At 73.2% G+C, this 19618-nt stretch carries 21 protein-coding genes and 1 riboswitch; of the genes, 10 read left to right on the plus strand and 11 right to left on the minus strand.

The features are described from left to right. Positions 1–146 precede the first annotated feature (146 nt). On the plus strand, positions 147–1598 hold the full coding sequence (locus tag ACZ6J5_RS27590) for a catalase (RefSeq protein WP_469395929.1): 1452 nt from the start codon (positions 147–149) through the stop codon (positions 1596–1598). Between the two features lie 69 nt (positions 1599–1667). Here ACZ6J5_RS27590 and ACZ6J5_RS27595 read toward each other — a convergent pair whose 3' ends face one another. Both ACZ6J5_RS27595 and hisN read right to left on the minus strand, forming a co-directional pair. Next, positions 1668–2054, minus strand: a complete 387-nt coding sequence (locus ACZ6J5_RS27595; protein WP_469395931.1) for a CBS domain-containing protein — start codon at positions 2052–2054, stop codon at positions 1668–1670. A gap of 244 nt (positions 2055–2298) precedes the next feature. Continuing rightward, positions 2299–3093 carry a histidinol-phosphatase gene (gene hisN, locus ACZ6J5_RS27600; RefSeq protein WP_469395932.1) on the minus strand — a complete coding sequence of 265 codons (795 nt, stop codon included), beginning with the start codon at positions 3091–3093 and terminating at the stop codon, positions 2299–2301. A gap of 105 nt (positions 3094–3198) precedes the next feature. On the opposite strand from hisN, the gene ACZ6J5_RS27605 reads away from it, so the two are divergent. Continuing rightward, complete coding sequence (locus ACZ6J5_RS27605; RefSeq protein WP_469395934.1) at positions 3199–3885, plus strand: TetR/AcrR family transcriptional regulator; 687 nt, start codon at positions 3199–3201, stop codon at positions 3883–3885. Here the strand turns inward: ACZ6J5_RS27605 and ACZ6J5_RS27610 are convergent. The 4 genes from ACZ6J5_RS27610 to ACZ6J5_RS27625 form a co-directional block, all read right to left on the minus strand. Further along, positions 3777–4100, minus strand: coding sequence for a DMT family transporter (locus tag ACZ6J5_RS27610; protein ID WP_132913642.1), 324 nt, complete (start codon positions 4098–4100; stop codon positions 3777–3779). The genes ACZ6J5_RS27605 and ACZ6J5_RS27610 overlap by 109 nt on opposite strands. A 92-nt stretch (positions 4101–4192) precedes the next feature. Further along, positions 4193–5203 (minus strand): ribosome small subunit-dependent GTPase A, encoded by a 1011-nt coding sequence (gene rsgA, locus ACZ6J5_RS27615; RefSeq protein ID WP_469395936.1) that lies wholly within the window; start codon positions 5201–5203, stop codon positions 4193–4195. Positions 5204–5206: 3 nt separating this feature from the next. Next, positions 5207–6535: a 3-phosphoshikimate 1-carboxyvinyltransferase gene (aroA, locus tag ACZ6J5_RS27620; protein ID WP_469395937.1), complete on the minus strand. Its 1329-nt coding sequence runs from the start codon at positions 6533–6535 to the stop codon at positions 5207–5209. A gap of 20 nt (positions 6536–6555) precedes the next feature. After that, positions 6556–7242 carry a M50 family metallopeptidase gene (locus ACZ6J5_RS27625; RefSeq protein ID WP_469395938.1) on the minus strand — a complete coding sequence of 229 codons (687 nt, stop codon included), beginning with the start codon at positions 7240–7242 and terminating at the stop codon, positions 6556–6558. Positions 7243–7293: 51 nt separating this feature from the next. On the opposite strand from ACZ6J5_RS27625, the gene ACZ6J5_RS27630 reads away from it, so the two are divergent. From ACZ6J5_RS27630 to def, 8 genes are all read left to right on the plus strand, one after another. Further along, positions 7294–8109: an SOS response-associated peptidase gene (locus ACZ6J5_RS27630; RefSeq protein WP_469395940.1), complete on the plus strand. Its 816-nt coding sequence runs from the start codon at positions 7294–7296 to the stop codon at positions 8107–8109. 100 nt (positions 8110–8209) lie between these two features. Continuing rightward, positions 8210–8842, plus strand: a complete 633-nt coding sequence (locus ACZ6J5_RS27635) for an alpha/beta hydrolase family protein (RefSeq protein ID WP_469395942.1) — start codon at positions 8210–8212, stop codon at positions 8840–8842. Positions 8843–9096: 254 nt separating this feature from the next. Then, entirely contained in the window at positions 9097–9750 is a 654-nt protein-coding gene (locus ACZ6J5_RS27640) for a sigma-70 family RNA polymerase sigma factor (RefSeq protein WP_046907349.1), read from the plus strand. Beyond that, positions 9747–10073 carry a mycothiol system anti-sigma-R factor gene (gene rsrA, locus ACZ6J5_RS27645; RefSeq protein WP_469395944.1) on the plus strand — a complete coding sequence of 109 codons (327 nt, stop codon included), beginning with the start codon at positions 9747–9749 and terminating at the stop codon, positions 10071–10073. The genes ACZ6J5_RS27640 and rsrA overlap by 4 nt, the downstream gene beginning before the upstream one ends. Before the next feature lie 152 nt (positions 10074–10225). Continuing rightward, the gene (locus ACZ6J5_RS27650; protein WP_469396079.1) at positions 10226–11641 is read left to right on the plus strand and encodes an HD-GYP domain-containing protein; all 1416 of its coding nucleotides are present in this window, start codon (positions 10226–10228) and stop codon (positions 11639–11641) included. Then, positions 11638–12897, plus strand: coding sequence for an HD-GYP domain-containing protein (locus ACZ6J5_RS27655; RefSeq protein WP_469395945.1), 1260 nt, complete (start codon positions 11638–11640; stop codon positions 12895–12897). The genes ACZ6J5_RS27650 and ACZ6J5_RS27655 overlap by 4 nt, the downstream gene beginning before the upstream one ends. Before the next feature lie 79 nt (positions 12898–12976). Further along, positions 12977–13957, plus strand: coding sequence for a tetratricopeptide repeat protein (locus ACZ6J5_RS27660; RefSeq protein WP_469395947.1), 981 nt, complete (start codon positions 12977–12979; stop codon positions 13955–13957). A 68-nt stretch (positions 13958–14025) separates the two neighbouring features. Continuing rightward, the gene (gene def / locus ACZ6J5_RS27665; protein ID WP_469395950.1) at positions 14026–14676 is read left to right on the plus strand and encodes a peptide deformylase; all 651 of its coding nucleotides are present in this window, start codon (positions 14026–14028) and stop codon (positions 14674–14676) included. On the opposite strand, the gene ACZ6J5_RS27670 is transcribed toward def, so the two are convergent. The 5 genes from ACZ6J5_RS27670 to ACZ6J5_RS27690 form a co-directional block, all read right to left on the minus strand. Further along, on the minus strand, positions 14652–15059 hold the full coding sequence (locus ACZ6J5_RS27670; protein WP_469395951.1) for a DUF2809 domain-containing protein: 408 nt from the start codon (positions 15057–15059) through the stop codon (positions 14652–14654). The two genes, def and ACZ6J5_RS27670, sit on opposite strands and share 25 nt — an antisense overlap. Positions 15060–15109: 50 nt before the next feature. Beyond that, positions 15110–15286, minus strand: coding sequence for a UTRA domain-containing protein (locus tag ACZ6J5_RS27675; RefSeq protein ID WP_469395953.1), 177 nt, complete (start codon positions 15284–15286; stop codon positions 15110–15112). Positions 15287–15366: 80 nt separating this feature from the next. After that, complete coding sequence (locus ACZ6J5_RS27680) at positions 15367–16383, minus strand: ribonucleotide-diphosphate reductase subunit beta (protein WP_469395955.1); 1017 nt, start codon at positions 16381–16383, stop codon at positions 15367–15369. Then, complete coding sequence (locus ACZ6J5_RS27685; RefSeq protein ID WP_469395957.1) at positions 16383–18746, minus strand: ribonucleoside-diphosphate reductase subunit alpha; 2364 nt, start codon at positions 18744–18746, stop codon at positions 16383–16385. Before ACZ6J5_RS27685 ends, ACZ6J5_RS27680 begins: the two co-directional genes overlap by 1 nt. Before the next feature lie 142 nt (positions 18747–18888). Then, positions 18889–18987, minus strand: a riboswitch (adenosylcobalamin-variant (AdoCbl-variant) riboswitch). 71 nt (positions 18988–19058) lie between these two features. Beyond that, entirely contained in the window at positions 19059–19589 is a 531-nt protein-coding gene (locus ACZ6J5_RS27690) for a GNAT family N-acetyltransferase (protein ID WP_469395959.1), read from the minus strand. Positions 19590–19618: the final 29 nt, after the last annotated feature.

Consider the following 19618-nt stretch of genomic DNA (forward strand, 5'->3'; position numbering starts at 1 on the left):
CCTAACAGTCAAGGGGAGCAAGTCCCGAACGGGTGTGACTTTGGAAGGTAACTTGACTTAGACATTGTCTATTGTAGGGTCGAGTACAAGCTGAGGCTCAGGACAGGGCTCGCGGGTTTGCCGCACAACCGACGCAGGAGGCGCACGTGACGCAGGGACCGCTCACCACCGAGGCCGGGGCGCCGGTCGCCGACAACCAGAACAGCGAGACCGCGGGCATCGGCGGTCCGGTCCTGCTCCAGGACCAGCTGCTGCTGGAGAAGCTGGCGCACTTCAACCGCGAGCGCATCCCGGAGCGCGTGGTCCACGCGCGCGGCGCGGGCGCCTACGGCACCTTCACGGTGACCGCCGACGTCACGGCGTACACCAGGGCCGCCTTCCTCTCCGAGATCGGCAAGGAGACCGAGACCTTCCTGCGCTTCTCGACTGTCGCGGGCAACCTCGGCGCGGCGGACGCCGTGCGCGACCCGCGCGGGTGGGCGCTGAAGTTCTACACCGAGGAGGGCAACTACGACCTCGTCGGCAACAACACCCCGGTGTTCTTCATCAAGGACGCCATCAAGTTCCCCGACTTCATCCACACCCAGAAGCGCGACCCGTACACCGGCTCCCAGGAGGCGGACAACGTCTGGGACTTCTGGGGGCTGAGCCCCGAGTCCACGCACCAGGTGACCTGGCTCTTCGGCGACCGGGGCATCCCCGCCTCGTACCGCCACATGAACGGCTACGGCTCGCACACCTTCCAGTGGAACAACGAGGCCGGCGAGGTCTTCTGGGTCAAGTACCACTTCAAGACCGACCAGGGGATCAAGAACCTCACCCAGGCCGAGGCCAACCGTCTCGCCGGCGAGGACCCCGACTCGCACCAGCGCGACCTGCGCGAGTCCATCGAGCGCGGCGACTTCCCGACCTGGACCGTGCAGGTGCAGATCATGCCGGCGGCCGACGCGGCGGCCTACCGCTTCAACCCCTTCGACCTCACCAAGGTGTGGCCGCACGAGGACTACCCGCCGATCGAGATCGGCAAGCTGGAGCTCAACCGCAACCCGCGGAACGTCTTCGCCGAGGTCGAGCAGTCGATCTTCTCCCCGGCGCACTTCGTGCCCGGCATCGGCCCGTCCCCGGACAAGATGCTCCAGGGCCGCCTCTTCGCCTACGGCGACGCCCACCGCTACCGCGTCGGCATCAACGCCGACCACCTGCCGGTGAACCGCCCGCACGCCACCGAGGCGCGCACCCACTCCCGCGACGGCTTCCTCTACGACGGCCGGCACGGCGGCGAGAAGAACTACGAGCCCAACAGCTTCGGCGGCCCCCAGCAGACCGGCCGCCCGCTGTGGTCCGGCTCGGCCGTCACCGGGCTCACCGGCGAGAGCGCCGCGCCCTCGCACGCCGAGGACGACGACTTCGTCCAGGCGGGCGACCTCTACCGGCTGATGTCCGAGGACGAGAAAAGCCGCCTGGTGGAGAACCTGGCGGGCTTCATCGCCAAGGTCTCGCGCGACGACATCGCCGAGCGCGCGATCGGCAACTTCCGTAAGGCGGACGGCGACTTCGGCAAGCGGCTCGACGCCGCGGTCCAGGCCCTGCGCGGCTGAGACCGCCTGCCGTGGGCAGTGGAGGGCCGGATTCCCGTATCCGTACGGGGGTCCGGCCCTCCCGCCTGGTCAGGCGGCGCTGTGCGCCGGCATCCAGCAGCGGATGATGTCGCGTACGGAGACGATGCCGACCGGCCCGTGGTCGTCCAGCACCACCAGGTGCCGGAAGCCGCCTCGGGTCATCGCCTCCGCCGCCTCGGTCAGCGTCCAGGTCGGGGCGGCGAAGACGACGTCCCGGGTGGTGTGGGCGTCCGCCGTCTCGTGGTCGGGGTTCCGGTCCCGGCCGATCGCGTTGAGGATGTCGCGCTCGGTCAGGATGCCGAGTCCGCAGGTGTCGGTGTCGAGGACGATCGCGGCGCCGACGCGCCGCGCGGACATCAGGCGGGCCGCCTGGCGGAGGGTATGGGCCGGGCCGATGGTGAGGACCACCGTGCTCATGGCGTCACGGACGAGCATGGAGGGGACCACCTCCTGTTCGAGAACTTTTTCACAAGTTCACAAGTGGGGGGAGTCTCAGAGTGACACCGGCCCGCGCACCCAACAAGGGGGCGCGCGTGGCGTACGGGGGAGCACGTGCGCCACGCGCCGCGCGCGGTGTTCCGGCGGGGCACCGCGCCCCGCCTGCGACCACGACGACGCCGGGCAGTGGTGGCAGTTGGGCTGATGCCCGGCGGCCCCACCGCCCTCGCGCGGGGGCCGCTCAGCCGCCGAGGTGGCCGAGCAGCTCCCCGTGCAGCAGCCCGTTCGACGCCGCCGCGTCCCCGCTGTGCGGGCCGTGGCGGCCGTCGAGTCCGGTGAACGTGCCGCCTGCCTCCTGGACCACGATCGCGGTGGCCGCCATGTCCCACAGCGACAGCTCCGGCTCCGCGCACAGGTCCACCGAGCCCTCGGCGACCATCATGTACGGCCAGAAGTCGCCGTACGCGCGCGTGCGCCACACCGCCCGGCTCAGGTCGAGGAAGCCGTCGAGCCGGCCCCGCTCCTCCCAGCCGGTCAGGCTGGAGTACGCGAAGGAGGCGTCCTCCAGGCGCCCGACCTTCGACACCCCGATCCGGGTCGCCGAGGCGAGGCTGCGGCCGGTGTACGCGCCGAGCCCCTTCGCCGCCCACCAGCGGCGGCCCAGGGCGGGCGCCGAGACGACGCCGACGACCGGCTGGAACCCGGTCTCGCCCGCCTCCATCAGCGCGATCAGGGTCGCCCAGACGGGCACCCCGCGCACGTAGTTCTTGGTGCCGTCGATCGGGTCGATCACCCAGCGGCGCGGGCCGGTGCCCTCGACGCCGTACTCCTCGCCGAGGATCGCGTCGCGCGGGCGGGCGCGCTTGAGCTGACCTCGGATCAGCTCCTCGGCGGCCTTGTCGGCCTCGCTGACCGGGGTCATGTCGGGCTTGGTCTCGACCTTCAGGTCGAGCGCCTGGAACCGGTCCATCGTGGCCGCGTCCGCGGCATCCGCGAGGACATGGGCCAGACGCAGATCGTCGTGGTATTCGGCCATGGGCCGCACTCTATCCCCCGGACCGGGACGGTCCGGCGCCGCCCCTTGACAGTCCGTGGCCGGGCGTCAACGCTGAGCGCAGTACCGACTTGGCTGGAGGCGACGATGCCGACTGCCCGCCAGACCCTTCTCGACGCGGCCCTCGCGGCCCTGGGCGCGCAGCCCTGGTCCGCCGTGCGGATGGTGGACCTCGCCGTCCGCGCCCGGGTCTCCCGCCAGACCCTCTACAACGAGTTCGGCTCCAAGGAGGGGCTCGCCCGCGCCCTCGCGCGGCGCGAGGCCGACCGCTATCTGCGGGGCGTCGAGGCCGTCCTCGCCGAACCGGGGCCGCCCGCCCGCCGGCTGGTCGCCGTCGCCGAGTGGACCGTCGCCTCCGCCGCCGCCCGGCCCGTGCTGCGGGCCCTGCTCACCGGCGCCTGGGGCGAGCCGCTGCCCGCGCCGCGCCCGGTGCGCACCGGGGCCAGGCCCGCCCCCGTGCCGGAGCAGCGGCGGGCCGACGCGGGGGTGCCGACGCCGGGGGAGCTGCTCGGCCAGGCCAGGGACCGGGCGGCGGCGGCGCTGCTCGCGCGCGCCGCCGGGGACGGCGGCGGGCCCGCCGGGGCGCTGCGCTCCTGCGAGCTCGCGCTGCGGCTCGCGCTCTCCCTCGTGGTGGCAGAGCCCGTGCGTCCGGTGGCCCCGGAGGGTCAGTGGGCCGAGCCGGAGAGCTGGAGCCCGATGACGCCGACGATCACCAGCGAGATCGAGACGATCTTGAGCGTGGAGACCAGGTCGCCGAGGAAGACCATCCCGTAGATCGCCGTCCCGGCCGCCCCGATCCCCGTCCACACCGCGTACGCCGGACCGACGTCCAGCTTGCGCAGCGCGAGGGTCAGCAGGCCGAAGCTGCCGAGCGCGAAGGCCGCGAAGGCGACCGTCGGCCACAGCCGGGTGAAACCGTGCGAGAGCTTCAGGCAGACCGCGAAGCCCGTCTCCAGGATCCCCGCGACCACCACCAGCAGCCACGCCATCGTCAGTGCCTCCCACGCCGTCGGTGACTGCTTCGTCTCACTTGGTGCGATTATGCACTTACCAGACGTGGGCGCCCGTAAACGCGCGCGGCTCAGTCGCCCTCGCGTCGCTCCCGGGTCGCCAGCAGCCGGCGCAGCGAGTACAGCCGCGCCGGATCGGCGTGGCCCTCCGCCACCCAGGCGTCCAGCGCGCAGTCCGGCTCGTCGTGGCTGCACGCGCGCGGGCAGTTCTCGGTACCCGGCTCCAGGTCCGGGAAGGCGTGGATGACCCGCGAGGGGTCGACGTGGTGCAGCCCGAAGGAGCGCACGCCGGGCGTGTCGATGACCCAGCCGCCGGCCTTGTCCAGCGGCAGCGCGAGCGCCGAGGTGGTGGTGTGCCGGCCGCGCCCGGTCACCGCGTTCACATGCCCGGTGACCCGCCGCCGCTCCAGGGGCACCAGCGCGTTCACCAGCGTCGTCTTGCCGACGCCCGAGTGCCCGACGAAGGCCGTCACCCGGTCGCCCAAGTGCTCGCGCACCCGGTCGGCGGCCCCGCCGTCGTACAGCTCCTCGCGGTTGACCACCACGTACGGGATGTCCAGGTCGCCGTAGAGATCCAGCAGGGCCGACGGCGGCGCCAGGTCCGACTTGGTCAGCACCAGGAAGGGGGAGAGCCCGCCGTCGTAGGCGGCCACCAGACAGCGGTCGATCAGGCGCGGGCGCGGCTCCGGGTCGGCGAGCGCGGTCACGATCGCGAGCTGGTCGGCGTTGGCCACCACCACCCGCTCGTACGGGTCGTCGTCGTCGGCCGTGCGGCGCAGCACCGAGCTCCGCTCGCCGATCCGCACGATCCGCGCCAGGGTGTCCTTCTCGCCCGACAGATCGCCCACCAGGGAGACCCGGTCGCCCACCACGGCGGCCTTGCGGCCCAGCTCGCGGGCCTTCATCGCCATCACCACCCGGTCCTCGACCAGGCAGGTCAGCCGGCCCCGGTCCACGGTGAGGACCATGCCCTCGACGGCGTCCTCGTGCTTGGGGCGGATGGTGGTGCGGGGACGGTTGCCCTTGCGGTTGGGCCGCTGGCGGATGTCGTCCTCGTCGGTGTGCTTCCCGTAACGCCGCATGGCTCAGACCCCGAGCATTTCGGTCCACATCCTCGGGAAGTCGGGCAAGGTCTTCTCCGTCGTCGCCACGTTCTCGATCTCCACGCCCTCCACGGCCAGCCCGATCAGCGCGCCCGCGGTCGCCATCCGGTGGTCGTGGTACGTGTGGAAGACGCCGCCGCGCAGCGGGCGCGGGCGGATGCGCAGCCCGTCCTCGGTCTCCGTGACGTCGCCGCCCAGCCCGTTGATCTCCCGGGTCAGCGCCGCCAGCCGGTCCGTCTCGTGCAGCCGCAGATGAGCGACGCCGCGCAGGGTGGAGGGGGAGTCGGCGAGGGCCGCGACCGCCGCGATGCCGGGGGTCAGCTCGCCGACCTCGCCCAGGTCCACGTCGATGCCGTGGATCCGGCCGGTGCCGGTGAAGGTCAGGCCCCGCTCGGTCAGCTCGCAGGAACCGCCCATCGCGGTGAAGATCTCCCGCAGCGCGTCACCGGGCTGGGTGGTGCGCGCCGGCCAGTCCGGCACGGTCACCCGGCCGCCGGTGACCAGCGCGGCGGCCAGGAACGGCTGCGCGTTGGACAGGTCGGGCTCGACCACCAGGTCCCGCCCGAGCAGCGCCGACGGGGCCACCCGCCACACGTCGGGCCGCCCGCCGTGCTCCGGCTCGTCGACCTGCGCGCCGACCGCCCGCAGCATGTCGACGGTCATCCGGATGTGCGGCAGCGAGGGCAGCCGCCCGCCGACGTGCCGCACCTCCACGCCCTGGTTGAAGCGCGCGCCCGACAGCAGCAGCGCGCTGACGAACTGGGAGGACGAGGAGGCGTCGATCTCCACGACACCGCCCTCCAGGGAGCCGCCGCCGTGCACGGTCATCGGCAGCGCGCCGCGCCCGTCGTCGTCGATCCGGGCGCCGAGCGCGCGCAGCGCGTCGATCACCCCGTGCAGCGGGCGCTCGTGGGAGCGCGGGTCGCCGTCGAAGCGGACCGGACCCTCGGCGAGGGCCGCGACCGGCGGCAGGAAGCGCATGACCGTGCCCGCGTTGCCGACGTCCACGGCCGCCGGGCCGCGCAGCCCGGCCGGGATGACCCGCCACGCCTCGCCGGAGCCGTCCGGACCCACGCCCTCGTCGATCTTCACGCCGAGGGTGCGCAGCGCCTCGGCCATCAGCAGGGTGTCGCGCGAGCGCAGCGGGCGGCGCACCCAGCCGGGCTCGGCGGCGAGCGCGGCGAGCACGAGGGCGCGGTTGGTGACCGACTTCGATCCGGGCACGGTGACGGTGGCGTCGACGGCGCCGCGGGCGTACGGGGCGGGCCAGAGGCCGGTGAGCGGATCGGTGGGCGCGGAGCTTTCGGTCATGCCCTCACTTTACGGGGGGACTACACGCCCAGGAGCCAGCGTCCTCCGCCGATCAGGGCGCAGATCGAGACGGCGTGGAAGAAGAGGAGCCACACCGTGGGGTGCACATGGGTGAGCCGCCCGAGCTGGTCCGCGTCGGAGTCGGGGGCGCCGCCGTGGCGCCGCTTCGCCTGTAGCTCGAAGGCCGGCCGGACCCCGCCGAGCAGCAGGAACCACACCACGGCGTACGCGAAGACCGCCTGCACGTCCGGGCCGGTCAGCCAGGACACCAGGAGGAAGGCGCCGCCGGTGAGCAGCACGGTGAAGATCCCGTACGCGTTGCGGACCATCACCAGCATCGCCACCAGCAGCGCCGTGGCCAGCCACAGCAGCAGGGTGACCCGGCCGGAGCCGAGCAGCGCGGCGCCGCCGAGGCCGAGCAGCGGGGCGGCGGTGTAGCCGGCGGCGGCCGTCAGGACCATGCCGAGGCCGGTGGGCCGCCCGCGCGTGACGGTGAGCCCGCTGGTGTCCGAGTGCAGCCGGATCGACTCCAGCCGCCGCCCGGTGACGAGCGCCACGAGACCGTGGCCGCCCTCGTGGGCGATGGTGACCGCGTTGCGGGACAGCCGCCACAGCGGGCGGGGCAGGACGGCGGCCAGCGCGGCGACCGCGGTGGCGATGACGATCCACTGGGCGGGCGCGGGCTGGCTGCCGAGGACTTCGGTCATCTTGTGGACGGGCTCCTCGGTAGGGGGCGGGGCCGTGGCAGTCTGGCACTCATGTGCGGACGGTATGCGGCGAGCAGGCGCCCCGAGGACCTGGTGGACGTCTTCGAGGTCGAGAAGTGGGAGCCGGAGGAGACCCTGGCCCCCGACTGGAACGTGGCCCCGACCAAGGAGGTCTACGCGATTCTGGAGCGTCCTCTGAAAGACGCGGAATCGCGTCGGCCGGTTCGCCAGATGCACGCCCTGAAATGGGGACTCGTCCCGTCCTGGGCGAAGAGCCCGGAGGGCGCCGCCCGGATGATCAACGCCCGCGCGGAGACCCTGCACGAGAAGCCCTCCTTCAAGAAGGCGTTCGCCGCCCGCCGCTGCATCCTGCCCGCCGACGGTTATTACGAGTGGGTGACCGGCGCGGACGAGCGCGACCTGGAGGTCGCGGGGAAGCGGAAGCGGCCCCGCAAGCAGCCGTACTTCGTGACCCCCGCCGACGGCACGGTCTTCGCGATGGCGGGGATCTACGAGTTCTGGCGCGACCGGACCCTGCCCGACGCCGACCCCGGCGCCTGGTGGGTGACCTGCTCCGTGGTGACCACCGAGGCCGAGACCGGCCCGCTGGGCGTCGCCCCCGCCGAAGGCCCCCGCTCGCTCGCCGACATCCACCCCCGGATGCCGCTGATGCTCACCCCCGACCGCTGGGACGCCTGGCTCGACCCGCGCCCCGCCGGCCTGGAGGAGCTGCGCGCGCTGCTCGCCCCGCCGCCCGGGGGCCTCATGCGGGCCTACCCGGTGGCGACGGCGGTCAGCAACGTGCGCAACAACGGCCCCGAGCTGCTGACGGAGCTGGAAGGCCCGGAGGAGACCACCCTCTTCTGACCTCTTCCGACCTCTTCCGAGGTCTTCCGCTTCCGGGGCCCTCCGCTTCCGGGGCCCTCCGCTTCCGGGGTCCGTGCCGCGCGGGCGGCAGGATGGGCCCGTGACCAAGACCGAGACCGTACCGACCGAAGCCGGGGACGCCCGGATCACCTGGGCCGCCGCGAAGAGGCCCCGCGCCGTGCTCGCCCTGGGCCACGGCGCGGGCGGCGGCGTCGAGGCCCGCGACCTGGCGGCCCTCGCCGCCGCGCTGCCCGCCCACGACGTGACCGTGGCCCTCGTCGAGCAGCCCTGGCGGGTGGCCGGCAAGAAGGTCGCGCCCGCGCCCAAGACCCTCGACACCGGCTGGCGCGGCCTGTGGCCCGCCCTCGCCGCCGCCGGCCCGCCGGTGATCGCCGGAGGACGCAGCGCCGGCGCCCGGGTCGCCTGCCGCACCGGCGCCGAGCTCGGCGCCGCCGCCGTCCTCGCGCTCAGCTTCCCGCTGCACCCGCCCGGCCGCCCGGAGCGCTCCCGCGCCGCCGAACTCCTCGGCACCGGTCTGCCCACCCTCGTCGTCCAGGGCGGCAACGACCCCTTCGGCAGGCCGGAGGAGTTCCCGGCCGGTCCGTACACGCTCGCCGAGGTGCCCTACGGCGACCACGGCTTCGCCGTACCCAAGCGCGCCCCGCTCTCCCAGGAGGAGGCCGTCGAGGTGATCGTGCGTGAAGTCACCGCGTGGGTCACGTCACTTCGGTGACCGGGCGGACACGAGGGGAATGCCGCGCGGGCGACCGCTGTTGTGAGGGACATCGGTGCCCCAGAGCAAAGGAAGAGGGAGTCCGTCGCATGGGTTCGACCATCTGCCCCGAGCGCGCGCAGGCCGCTGACCTGGAGTGGTCGGTCCTGCCTTCGCCGCGTACCGCCCCTGCTCGGGCGGCGGACGGGGTGGTTCCTCGTCTATCCTCCGAAGCGAGCGGGTCCGCGTTCGGATTCGCCGCAGCGCTGGAGGAGGTGGGTCCGGTCACTGGGACCGACACAGGGACCGACGACGGCCCCGAGGAGACGACCGAGGAGCGCAACGCGCGCTTCGAGCGGGACGCCCTCGGCTACCTCGACCAGATGTACTCGGCGGCGCTGCGCATGACGCGCAACCCGGCGGACGCCGAGGACCTGGTGCAGGAGACCTACGCCAAGGCGTACGGCTCCTTCCACCAGTTCCGCGAGGGCACCAACCTCAAGGCGTGGCTGTACCGGATCCTCACCAACACCTTCATCAACTCGTACCGCAAGAAGCAGCGTGAGCCCCAGCGCTCCGCCGCCGAGGAGATCGAGGACTGGCAGCTCGCCCGCGCGGAGTCCCACATGTCGACGGGGCTGCGCTCCGCCGAGTCGCAGGCGCTCGACCACCTCCCGGACTCCGATGTGAAGGAAGCGCTCCAGGCGATCCCCGAGGAGTTCCGCATCGCCGTCTATCTGGCCGATGTCGAGGGCTTTGCGTACAAGGAGATCGCGGACATCATGGGAACACCCATCGGTACGGTGATGTCCCGGCTGCACCGGGGCCGCCGCCAGCTGCGCGGGATGCTCGAGGACTACGCCCGAGACCGCGGGCTGGTCCCCGCGGGCGCCGGAGAGTCGCACGATCTGAAAGGCTCGGGCTCATGAGCTGCGGAGATCCGCACGAGACGGACTGCTCAGAGGTCCTGGACCATCTCTACGAGTTCCTCGACAGGGAGATGCCCGACACCGACTGCACCAAGTTCGAGGTGCACTTCGAGGAGTGCTCCCCCTGCCTGGAGAAGTACGGACTCGAACAGGCGGTGAAGAAGCTCGTCAAGCGCTGCTGCGGCAGCGATGACGTCCCGGTCGACCTGCGGGCCAAGGTGCTCGGCCGGATCGACCTCATCCGCGCGGGCCACACCGTGCCCGAACAGGACGTCACCGCCGCGCCCCAGGAGCAGCCGCAGGAGCAGCCCCAGGAGCGGTAGGCACCCGGGCGGCGGCACCCCCTCCGTCCCAAGGCCGGGCGAGCACGGCTCGCCCGGCCTTCCGTGTGTCCATCGGCTTGTATCACCCGATGGTGCGAATCGCCCCCGGCGGCCGGTTCCCGGCGCGCCGAATCGCTAGCGTGGCGGGGGTGATGGGCGTCGAGGTCATTCCGCGAACGGCACGCGTGTACATCGGCTGCGCCCTGCTCGCCGCCGTCGCGGCGGTCCTGCCCGCGTTACGCCCCGGCGCCGCCACCCCCTGGCGGACCGTCCTGCTCCTCGCCGCCCTCTACGCGCTGTGCGAGCTGCCCGCCCGCTGCCCGCTCACCGGCCGGGACCTGAACCCCCTCCCGCTCACCGCCGGCTCCTTCTTCCCGGTCCTCATCGCCGCCGCGCTGCTCCTGCCGCCCTCCGCCGCCGCGCTCGCCGCCCTGCCCGGCGCCCTGCTCGCCCGGGTGGACCGGCCCCCCGGCGGCCCCCGCCGCGTCTGGCGGGCCGCCCGGCTCGCCCTCGGCGTCTGGGCCGCCGCCCACGCCGCCCGGCTCTTCCACTGCCGCGCCGCCCTCGGACTCGGCCCCGACACCCCCGACTTCCCGTACGCGCTGCTGCCCGCGAGCACCGCCGCGCTCGCCCTCTGCCTCGCCCTCACCGCCCTCGACGGCGGCATCCGCGCCACCGTCGAACAGCTCCCGCCCCAGGCCGCCTGGCGCGGACTGCTCGGCCGCTCCCTCGCCCCGCACGCCGTGCACGGCCTCGCCGGGCTCATGATGGGCGTCCTGTGGCGCAGCCCGTACGGGCCGGTCGCCGCCCTCTTCGTGCTGCTGCCCATGTACATCTCCTGCTGGGTCTTCGCGCAGTACCACCGCGAGCGCGCCGCCCACCAGGCCACCATCCGGGCCCTCGTCCAGGCCGTCGACATCAAGGACCGCTACACCCGCGGCCACAGCGAACGCGTCGGCCGCGCCTCCGTCCTGATCGCCCGGGAGCTCGGCATGGCCGAGGAGCGCCTGGAGGTCGTCCGCTTCGCCGGCATCCTCCACGACGTCGGCAAGCTCGGCGTCCCCACCCGGGTGCTCCGCAAGGACGGCCCGCTCACCCCGGAGGAGCGCCGGATCATCGAGCTCCACCCCGAGTACGGCCACGAGATGGTCCGGGGCATCGGCTTCCTCGGCGAGGCCCGCACCGCGATCCTCCACCACCACGAACGCATGGACGGCAGCGGCTACCCGTACGGGCTGAAGGGCCGCCAGATCCCCGAGTACGCCCGGGTGGTCGCCGTCGCCGACGCCTTCGACGCCATGACCTCCACCCGCTCCTACAGCCGCGCCCGGCCCGTCGGCACCGCCCTGGCCGAGCTGGCGCGGTGCGCGGGCACCCAGTTCGACCCGAGGATGGTGGACGCTCTCGGCCGGGCGCTGGCCCGCGAGGGCTGGCAGAGCGAGGTCACCGCCGACGAGACCGCCGGCCCGCTGCCCGGCCCGCGCACCCCGCCGCCCGCCGGGACCCCCGCCGCCGCGGCCGACGCCCCGGCCGGGACCCGGACCGGGGCCGCCGGGGAGCCCGCGTGAGCGCCGGCCGCGCCACCGTCGGCGCCGTGCGCGCCCTCGCCCTGCTGGCGGCCCTCGCCGGGATCGCCGCCACCCTCTGGCACGGCCTCGCCGAACCCGGCACCGCCCTCGCCTTCGGTGCCCTCATCGCCGTCGGCGAGCTCGCCCGCTGGGGCGCCGGACCCGGCGAGCGCGAACCCGCCCCGCTCGCCGCCGCCGGCTCCCTCGCGTACGCCCTGCTCGGCGAGAACGCCGGAGCCGGCACCGCCCACGGCGTCCCGCAGACCGTCGCCGTCGCCGTGGCCGGCGGCCTCGCCGGGATCGTCCCGCACGTGGCCCGAGGCCACGGCCCCGGCGCCGACCAGCTCGCCCGCCGGGTCCTCACCGTCGGCTTCGCCGCCCTGTGCTTCCAGCCGCTCTTCAACGCGGGCACCGTCACCGCCCGCCTCGGCCACGGCCCCTCGTACGCCCTCTTCCTGCTCCTGCTGCTGCTCCTCACCGCACTCTGTGACGCCGTCCTCGCCGCCCTGCTGCACCGCGCCCGCACCGGCCACCCCTACGGCCCGCTGCTGCGCGAGCAGCTGCGGGCGCTGCCCGGCATCGGCTCCGCCGTCTGCGCCACCGGCACCGTCATGGCCCTCGGCGTCGCCGTCGCCGGACTCTGGGCGCTGCCCGTCTTCGCCGTGCCGCTGCTGCTCACCCAGGTCTCCTACCGGCGGTACGCGGCCGTGCGCACGGTCAACCGGCAGACCATCGCCTCCCTCGCCCGCGCCACCGAGATCGCCGGCTGCACCCCGCCGGGCCACGCCCGCCGGGTCGCCGACCTCAGCCGCGCCGTCGGCCGTGAGCTGGGCCTGTCCGGCGCCGAGCTGACCGTCCTCGAATACGCGGCGCTCATGCACGACATCGGACAGCTCTCCCTGGTCGACCCCGTCGAGGGCGGCGCCACCGCCCTCCTCCCGGCCGCCGAGCAGCGCCGGATCGCCCTGCTCGGCGGGGCCGTGGTCCGCCAGACCGGCGTCGCGGCGGCCGTCGCCCTCGTCGTGGAGCGGCAGGCCGATCCGTACCGCGACCAGCCGCTCACCGCCCGGATCGTGCGCACCGTGAACGCCTACGACGACCTCGCCGCGACCACCCCGGGCGGCGGTCTGGGCGCCCTGGAGCGGCTCCGCCTCGGCACCGCCCGCGACTACCACCCCGACGTCGTGGAATCGCTGGCCCGGGTGCTCGCCCGGGGCGGGGCCACCAGGGGCGTCGCCCCGGTCCCCCCGGGGTAACCCATGGGTAATGAGCGCGCGTCCGACCGGGCATGGTTGGATGCGAACAAGAGGGTGAAGCGACCGGCAGGCGGGAATCGTGAGGATCTTCGGGAAGGTACGGCATCGGCCCTCCGCCTCGTGGCGGCAGGCCACCGACCGCGCGTTCACGCTGATCGGCGACGGCCGGTACGAGGACGCGGGCGCGCTGCTGACGCGTGCGGCGGACCTGGAGCCCTGGCTCTCCGAGTCCTGGTTCAACCTGGCCCTGCTGCACAAGTTCCGGCACGACTGGGAGCAGGCCAGGACCGCCGGGCTGCGCGCGGTCGCCCTGCTCGACAAGGAGACCGGCGCCCCCGACTGGTGGAACGTCGGCATCGCCGCCACCGCGCTCCAGGACTGGCCGCTGGCCCGCCGCGCCTGGCAGGCCTACGGGCTGAAGGTCCCCGGCGCCGCCGCGGGCACCGGCGAGCCGGCCGGCATGGAGCTGGGCAGCGCGGCCGTGCGGCTCTCCCCGGAGGGAGAGGCCGAGGTCGTGTGGGGCCGCCGGCTCGACCCGGCCCGGATCGAGGTCCTGTCCATCCCGCTGCCGTCCTCCGGCCGCCGCTGGGGCGAGGTCGTCCTGCACGACGGCGTGCCGAACGGCGAGCGGACCACCAGCGCGGGCCCCGCGTACCCCGTCTTCGACGAGATCGAGCTGTGGGCGCCCTCCCCGGTGCCGACCTGGGTGGTCCTCCTGGAGGCCGCCACCGAAGCCGACCGGGACGCCCTGGAGCAGCTCGCCGCCGACGCGGGCTTCGCCGCCGAGGACTGGTCCTCCTCCGTCCGGCTGCTGTGCCGGGCCTGCTCCGAGTCGACGATGCCCAGCGCCGAGGGCGAGGGCGAGCACCTGGACCCGCACGACCACAGCGAGCCGGGGCACCCCGGGCCGCTCGGCCACCGCTCGCCCGGCGAGCTGTGGGTGCCGGAGCGCGAGTGCGGCATCGCCGCCCCCGCCGGGCTGGTGCGCGGGCTGCTCGACGGCTGGGTCGCCGACAGCCCGGACAGCCGCGAGTGGCGCGATCTCGAAGAGGTCTGCTGAGCCGGTGCTCCCGGGCCCGTAGGCTGTACGCGGACACCACAGGGTTTTGAGGAAGGCGTACGGCGGACATGGCGCAGCAGGACACAGAGCAGTTCGGGGACGGCGTGCTCCCCGTCGACGACGAGGGCTACGTCATCGACACGGAGGGCACCGAGGAGCGCGAGACCGCGTACCGCGAGCGCGGCGCCTCCCGCCCGATCACCGTCGTCGGCAACCCCGTGCTCCACAAGGAGTGCAAGGACGTCACCGCCTTCGACGACGAGCTGGCGAAGCTGGTCGACGACATGTTCGCCAGCCAGCGCACCGCCCAGGGCGTCGGCCTCGCCGCCAACCAGATCGGCGTGGACCTGAAGGTCTTCGTCTACGACTGCATGGACGACGAGGGCGTGCGCCACGTGGGCGTCGTCTGCAACCCGGTCCTCCAGGAGCTTCCGGCCGACCGCCGCGCCCTCGACGAGTCCAACGAGGGCTGCCTCTCGGTGCCGACCGCGTACGCCGAGCTGGCCCGCCCGGACTACGCCGAGCTCACCGGCCAGGACGAGAAGGGCAACCCGATCAAGGTCCGGGGCACCGGCTACTTCGCCCGCTGCCTCCAGCACGAGACGGACCACCTGTACGGGTACCTGTACATCGACCGCCTCTCCAAGCGCGACCGCAAGGACGCCCTGCGCCAGATGGAAGAGGGCACCCCGCGCTACCCGGTCGTCGCCAACGACTGACCCCGCCCCTTCGCGCGCACGGCGCGGTGACCGGCCCAGCCGGCCGCCGCGCCGATCGCGTACCAGAAGAGGTCCGGCGCGTTGAACGTCGTGCCGAACACCAGCCGCGCCAGGGCGCTGTGCGCGGCCATCGCGGCCGGCAGCCCGGTCAGCTGGAAGAGCTCCATGCCCCAGCTGAACCCGAGCCCGACCCCCGCCGCCACCGACGGCCGCACCCGGGGAACGACCAGCACCACCAGCGCCACGACCAGCACCGTGTAGAGCGCGTCCCCCGCGTACTTGGCGACCGCACCGCCCGCCACGACCCTGACCCCCAGCCCGGCCCCGACCGTCACCAGGGCCGCGACCCCGGCCAGTATCCGCGTCCGCCCGAGATCACCCATGCGGGGGAGCCTACGCGTCGAGCGGGCGGTGACCGCGGCGCCGGGCACGGTCATCCGATCGCGATCTCGTAGCGGAGTCGTTGCCGGTGCGCGGGCACGGTCATCATGTCGACCTGGACCGGCTGGTCCCGGCTGTCGTACGTCACCCTCGCCAGGTCGATGACCGGCTCGTCCCGCCCCGTCCGCAGCGTTTCCCGCTCGTCCGCGTCCGGCATCCGGGCCGTCACGTCCTGAGCCGTCCGAAAAGGGAGAAGGGGTTCAGCACGCGTCGAGTGCTGAACCCCTTCTCCCTGTCCCCAGGACCGGACTAGAAGTCCTCGTCCAGGTCCACCGAGCCCTCGACCGCCACCTGGTAGGCGGACGGGCGGCGTTCGAAGAAGTTGGTCAGCTCCTGGACGCCCTGGAGTTCCATGAACGCGAACGGGTTCTCCGAGCCGTACACCGGGGCGAAGCCCAGGCGGACCAGGCGCTGGTCGGCGACGCACTGGAGGTACTCGCGCATCGACTCGGTGTTCATGCCCGGCAGGCCGTCGCCGCACAGGTCGCGGCCGAACTGCAGCTCCGCCTCGACGGCCTCCCGCAGCATCGCGGTGACCTGCTCCTGGAGCGCGTCGTCGAAGAGCTCGGGCTCCTCCTTGCGGACGGTGTCCACGACCTCGAAGGCGAAGTTCATGTGCATCGTCTCGTCGCGGAACACCCAGTTGGTGCCGGTCGCCAGGCCGTGCAGCAGGCCCCGGGACCGGAACCAGTACACGTACGCGAAGGCGCCGTAGAAGAACAGGCCCTCGATGCACGCGGCGAAGCAGATCAGGTTGAGCAGGAAGCGGCGGCGGTCGGCGGCCGTCTCCAGCTTGTCGATCTTCTCGACCGAGTCCATCCACTTGAAGCAGAACTGCGCCTTCTCGCGGATGGAGGGGATCTCCTCGACCGCGTCGAACGCGGCGGCCCGGTCGTCCGGGTCGGGGAGGTACGTGTCCAGGAGCGTCAGGTAGAACTGGACGTGCACGGCCTCCTCGAAGAGCTGGCGCGAGAGGTAGAGGCGCGCCTCGGGGGAGTTGATGTGCTTGTAGAGGGTCAGGACCAGGTTGTTCGAGACGATCGAGTCGCCCGTCGCGAAGAACGCGACCAGGCGCCCGATCATGTGCTGCTCACCGGGGGTGAGCTTCGCGAGGTCGGCGACGTCCGAGTGGAGGTCGACCTCCTCGACGGTCCAGGTGTTCTTGATCGCGTCCCGGTAGCGCTCGTAGAAGTCCGGGTAGCGCATCGGACGGAGGGTGAGCTCGAAGCCCGGGTCCAGGAGGTTCTTGTTCTCGGTGGTGCTCATTACTGGCAGGCCTCGCAGGACTCGGGGTTCTCAAGGGAGCAGGCGACGGCGTCGGGGTCGGCGGCCTGCTGGACGGGGATGGGGGCGGCGGCCGAGGCGGACGCCTGGGCGGCGCGGGCGATCCGGGTCGCCGGACGCGAGCGCAGGTAGTACGTGGTCTTCAGGCCCTGCTTCCAGGCGTACGCGTACATCGACGACAGCTTGCCGATGGTCGGCGTCTCCAAGAACAGGTTCAGCGACTGCGCCTGGTCCAGGAACGGGGTGCGGGCGGCGGCCATGTCGATCAGGCCGCGCTGCGGGATCTCCCAGGCCGTGCGGTACAGCTCGCGCACCTCGGCCGGCACCCAGCCGAAGCCGGCGATCGAGCCGTTGGCCTCGCGCAGCGCCTCGCGGGTCTGCGCGTCCCACACGCCCAGCGCCTTCAGCTCGTCCACCAGGTACGAGTTGACCTGGAGGAACTCGCCGGACAGCGTCTCGCGCTTGAACAGGTTGGAGACCTGCGGCTCGATGCACTCGTAGACACCGGCGATCGAGGCGATCGTCGCCGTCGGCGCGATGGCCAGCAGCAGGCTGTTGCGCATCCCGACGGCGGCGATCCGCTCGCGCAGCGCGGCCCAGCGCTCCGGCCAGTTGAGCTCCACGTCGAAGTGGTCCGGGTGCAGCACGCCGCGCGCGGTGCGGGTCTTGTCCCAGGCGGGCAGCGGGCCGTTGCGCTCGGCGAGGTCGGCGGAGGCCTCGTACGCGGCCAGCATGATCCGCTCGGCGATCCGGGTGGACAGCGCGCGGGCCTCGGCCGAGTCGAAGGGCATCCGGAGCTTGAAGAAGACGTCCTGGAGGCCCATCGCGCCCAGGCCCACCGGACGCCAGCGGGCGTTGGAGCGGCCCGCCTGCTCGGTCGGGTAGAAGTTGATGTCGACGACCCGGTCGAGGAAGGTGACCGCGGTGCGCACCGTCTCGTCGAGGCGCTCCCAGTCGATGCCGCCGCCGGTCACGAAGGCGCCGAGGTTGACCGAGCCGAGGTTGCAGACGGCCGTCTCGCCGTCGTCGGTGACCTCGATGATCTCGGTGCAGAGGTTCGAGGAGTGCACGACGGAGCCGGGCTCGGCGGTCTGGTTGGCGGTCCGGTTGGAGGCGTCCTTGAAGGTCATCCAGCCGTTGCCGGTCTGCGCGAGGGTGCGCATCATCCGGCCGTACAGGTCCCGCGCCGGCATCGTCTTCTTGGCCAGGCCCGCCGCCTCGGCCCTGCGGTACGCCGTGTCGAACTCCGCGCCGTACAAGTCGACCAGCTCGGGCACGTCGGCGGGGGAGAACAGCGACCAGGGCGCGTCCGCGTTGACCCGGCGCATGAACTCGTCCGGGATCCAGTGCGCCAGGTTCAGGTTGTGGGTGCGGCGGGCGTCCTCGCCGGTGTTGTCGCGGAGCTCCAGGAACTCCTCGATGTCCGCGTGCCAGGTCTCCAGGTAGACGGCGGCGGCACCCTTGCGGCGGCCGCCCTGGTTGACGGCGGCGACGGAGGCGTCCAGCGTCTTCAGGAACGGCACGATGCCGTTGGAGTGCCCGTTGGTGCCTCGGATCAGCGAGCCGCGCGCGCGGATGCGGGAGTACGAGAGGCCGATGCCGCCCGCGTGCTTCGACAGCCGCGCGACCTGGTGGTAGCGGTCGTAGATGGAGTCCAGCTCGTCCTGCGGGGAGTCCAGCAGGTAGCAGGAGGACATCTGCGGGTGGCGGGTGCCGGAGTTGAAGAGGGTGGGGGAGGAGGGCAGGTAGTCGAGCCGGCTCATCAGCCCGTACAGCGCCGCCACCTCGTCCACGGCGCGGGCGCTGTCGTCCTCGGCGAGGCCGCTCGCCACGCGCAGCATGAAGTGCTGCGGGGTCTCGATGACCTGGCGGGTGATCGGGTGGCGCAGCAGGTAGCGGGAGTAGAGGGTGCGCAGGCCGAAGTAGCCGAAGCGGTCGTCGCCGGCCGGGTCGATCAGCGCGTCCAGGCGGGCCGTGTGCGCGGCGACGAAGGCGGCGGTGCGGTCGGCGATCAGGCCCTCGCGGTGCCCGACGGCGACGGAGGCGGAGAAGGCGACGGCGCCCTGGCCGGCGGCCTCGTCGGCGATGGTGAGGGTGAGCAGCCGGGCGGCGAGCCGGGAGTACGCCGGGTCCTCGGCGATCAGTCCGGCGGCGGCCTCGGTGGCCAGTTCGCGCAGCTCCGCCTCGTCCGAGGAGGCGCTGCGGCCGCGCAGGGCGGCGGCGGCGACCTTGCCGGGGTCGGTGTCCGGGAGGTCGGCGGTGAGATCGGTCAGGGTCCGCAGCAGCACGGTGCCGGGGCCGTCGGTCTCGATCGCTGCGGCCGGATCGGCGGGCGCGATGGTCACGTGGGGGCTCTCCCTCGCTCGGCTCGGTGCCAGGACGGGAGGCGGGGAACGGGCTGCCGTACGCACGGCGGCGCCGCGTCCACCGGCCCACTCCGCGAGGCCCGGACGTCTGTCGGCACCCGGAACGGACGGACCGGGTGCGCTGTCGGCAGGTCCTCGGACTCACCTTGGCGCGAACGCGCACAAAACACACCGTTGCGGGACAGTTCCGGATTTCCACCGGATTCCCCTGCGGCGACAGCGAGGACGAGCATACATGTGGGGGGCACCGCTCGCGGCACCCCCCACATGTTGTGTCGGCCTGGGATGCGGTCAGAGCTCCAGAACGTAGGTGAACAGGGTGAAGTCCAGGCCCGGGACGGGCTTCCAGTCGCGTTCGGGGGAGCGGACGAAGCCCAGTCGCTCATAGATCCGGTGGGCGGTGGTCATGGTTCGCTGGGTGGACAGCACGAGCCGGGCGCACCCCTCGGCGGCCCGCGCCCGGTCCACACAGGCCCGCACCAGGGCCTCCCCGACGCCCCGGCCGCGGGCCGTCCGCGCGACGGCCAGCATCCGGAACTCGGCCTCGCCGGGGCCGGCGATGTCGGCCCACTCCTCGCCGCCGAGCGCGAAGGTCACCCCGCCGAGGACGGCCCCGCCGACGGCGGCCCCGGCGTCGCCCGCCGTGTCGACGGCCACCAGCACCTCCGCCTCGGCGTCCCGCCGGGCGGTGTCCCGCAGCCGGTGCAGATAGGCGTCGTCCTCGCCGAAGGTGAGGAAGCCGTCGTCGAGGTAGGCCCGCGCGGTGACCTCGCCGAGCGCCTCGTACTCCTCGGGCCGTACCGCCCTGATCGTGAAGTCCATGACAGGGAGTCTGCCCCCGGGCACGGCTC

The sequence above is a fragment of the Streptomyces sp. NPDC042100 genome, assembly GCF_055582325.1.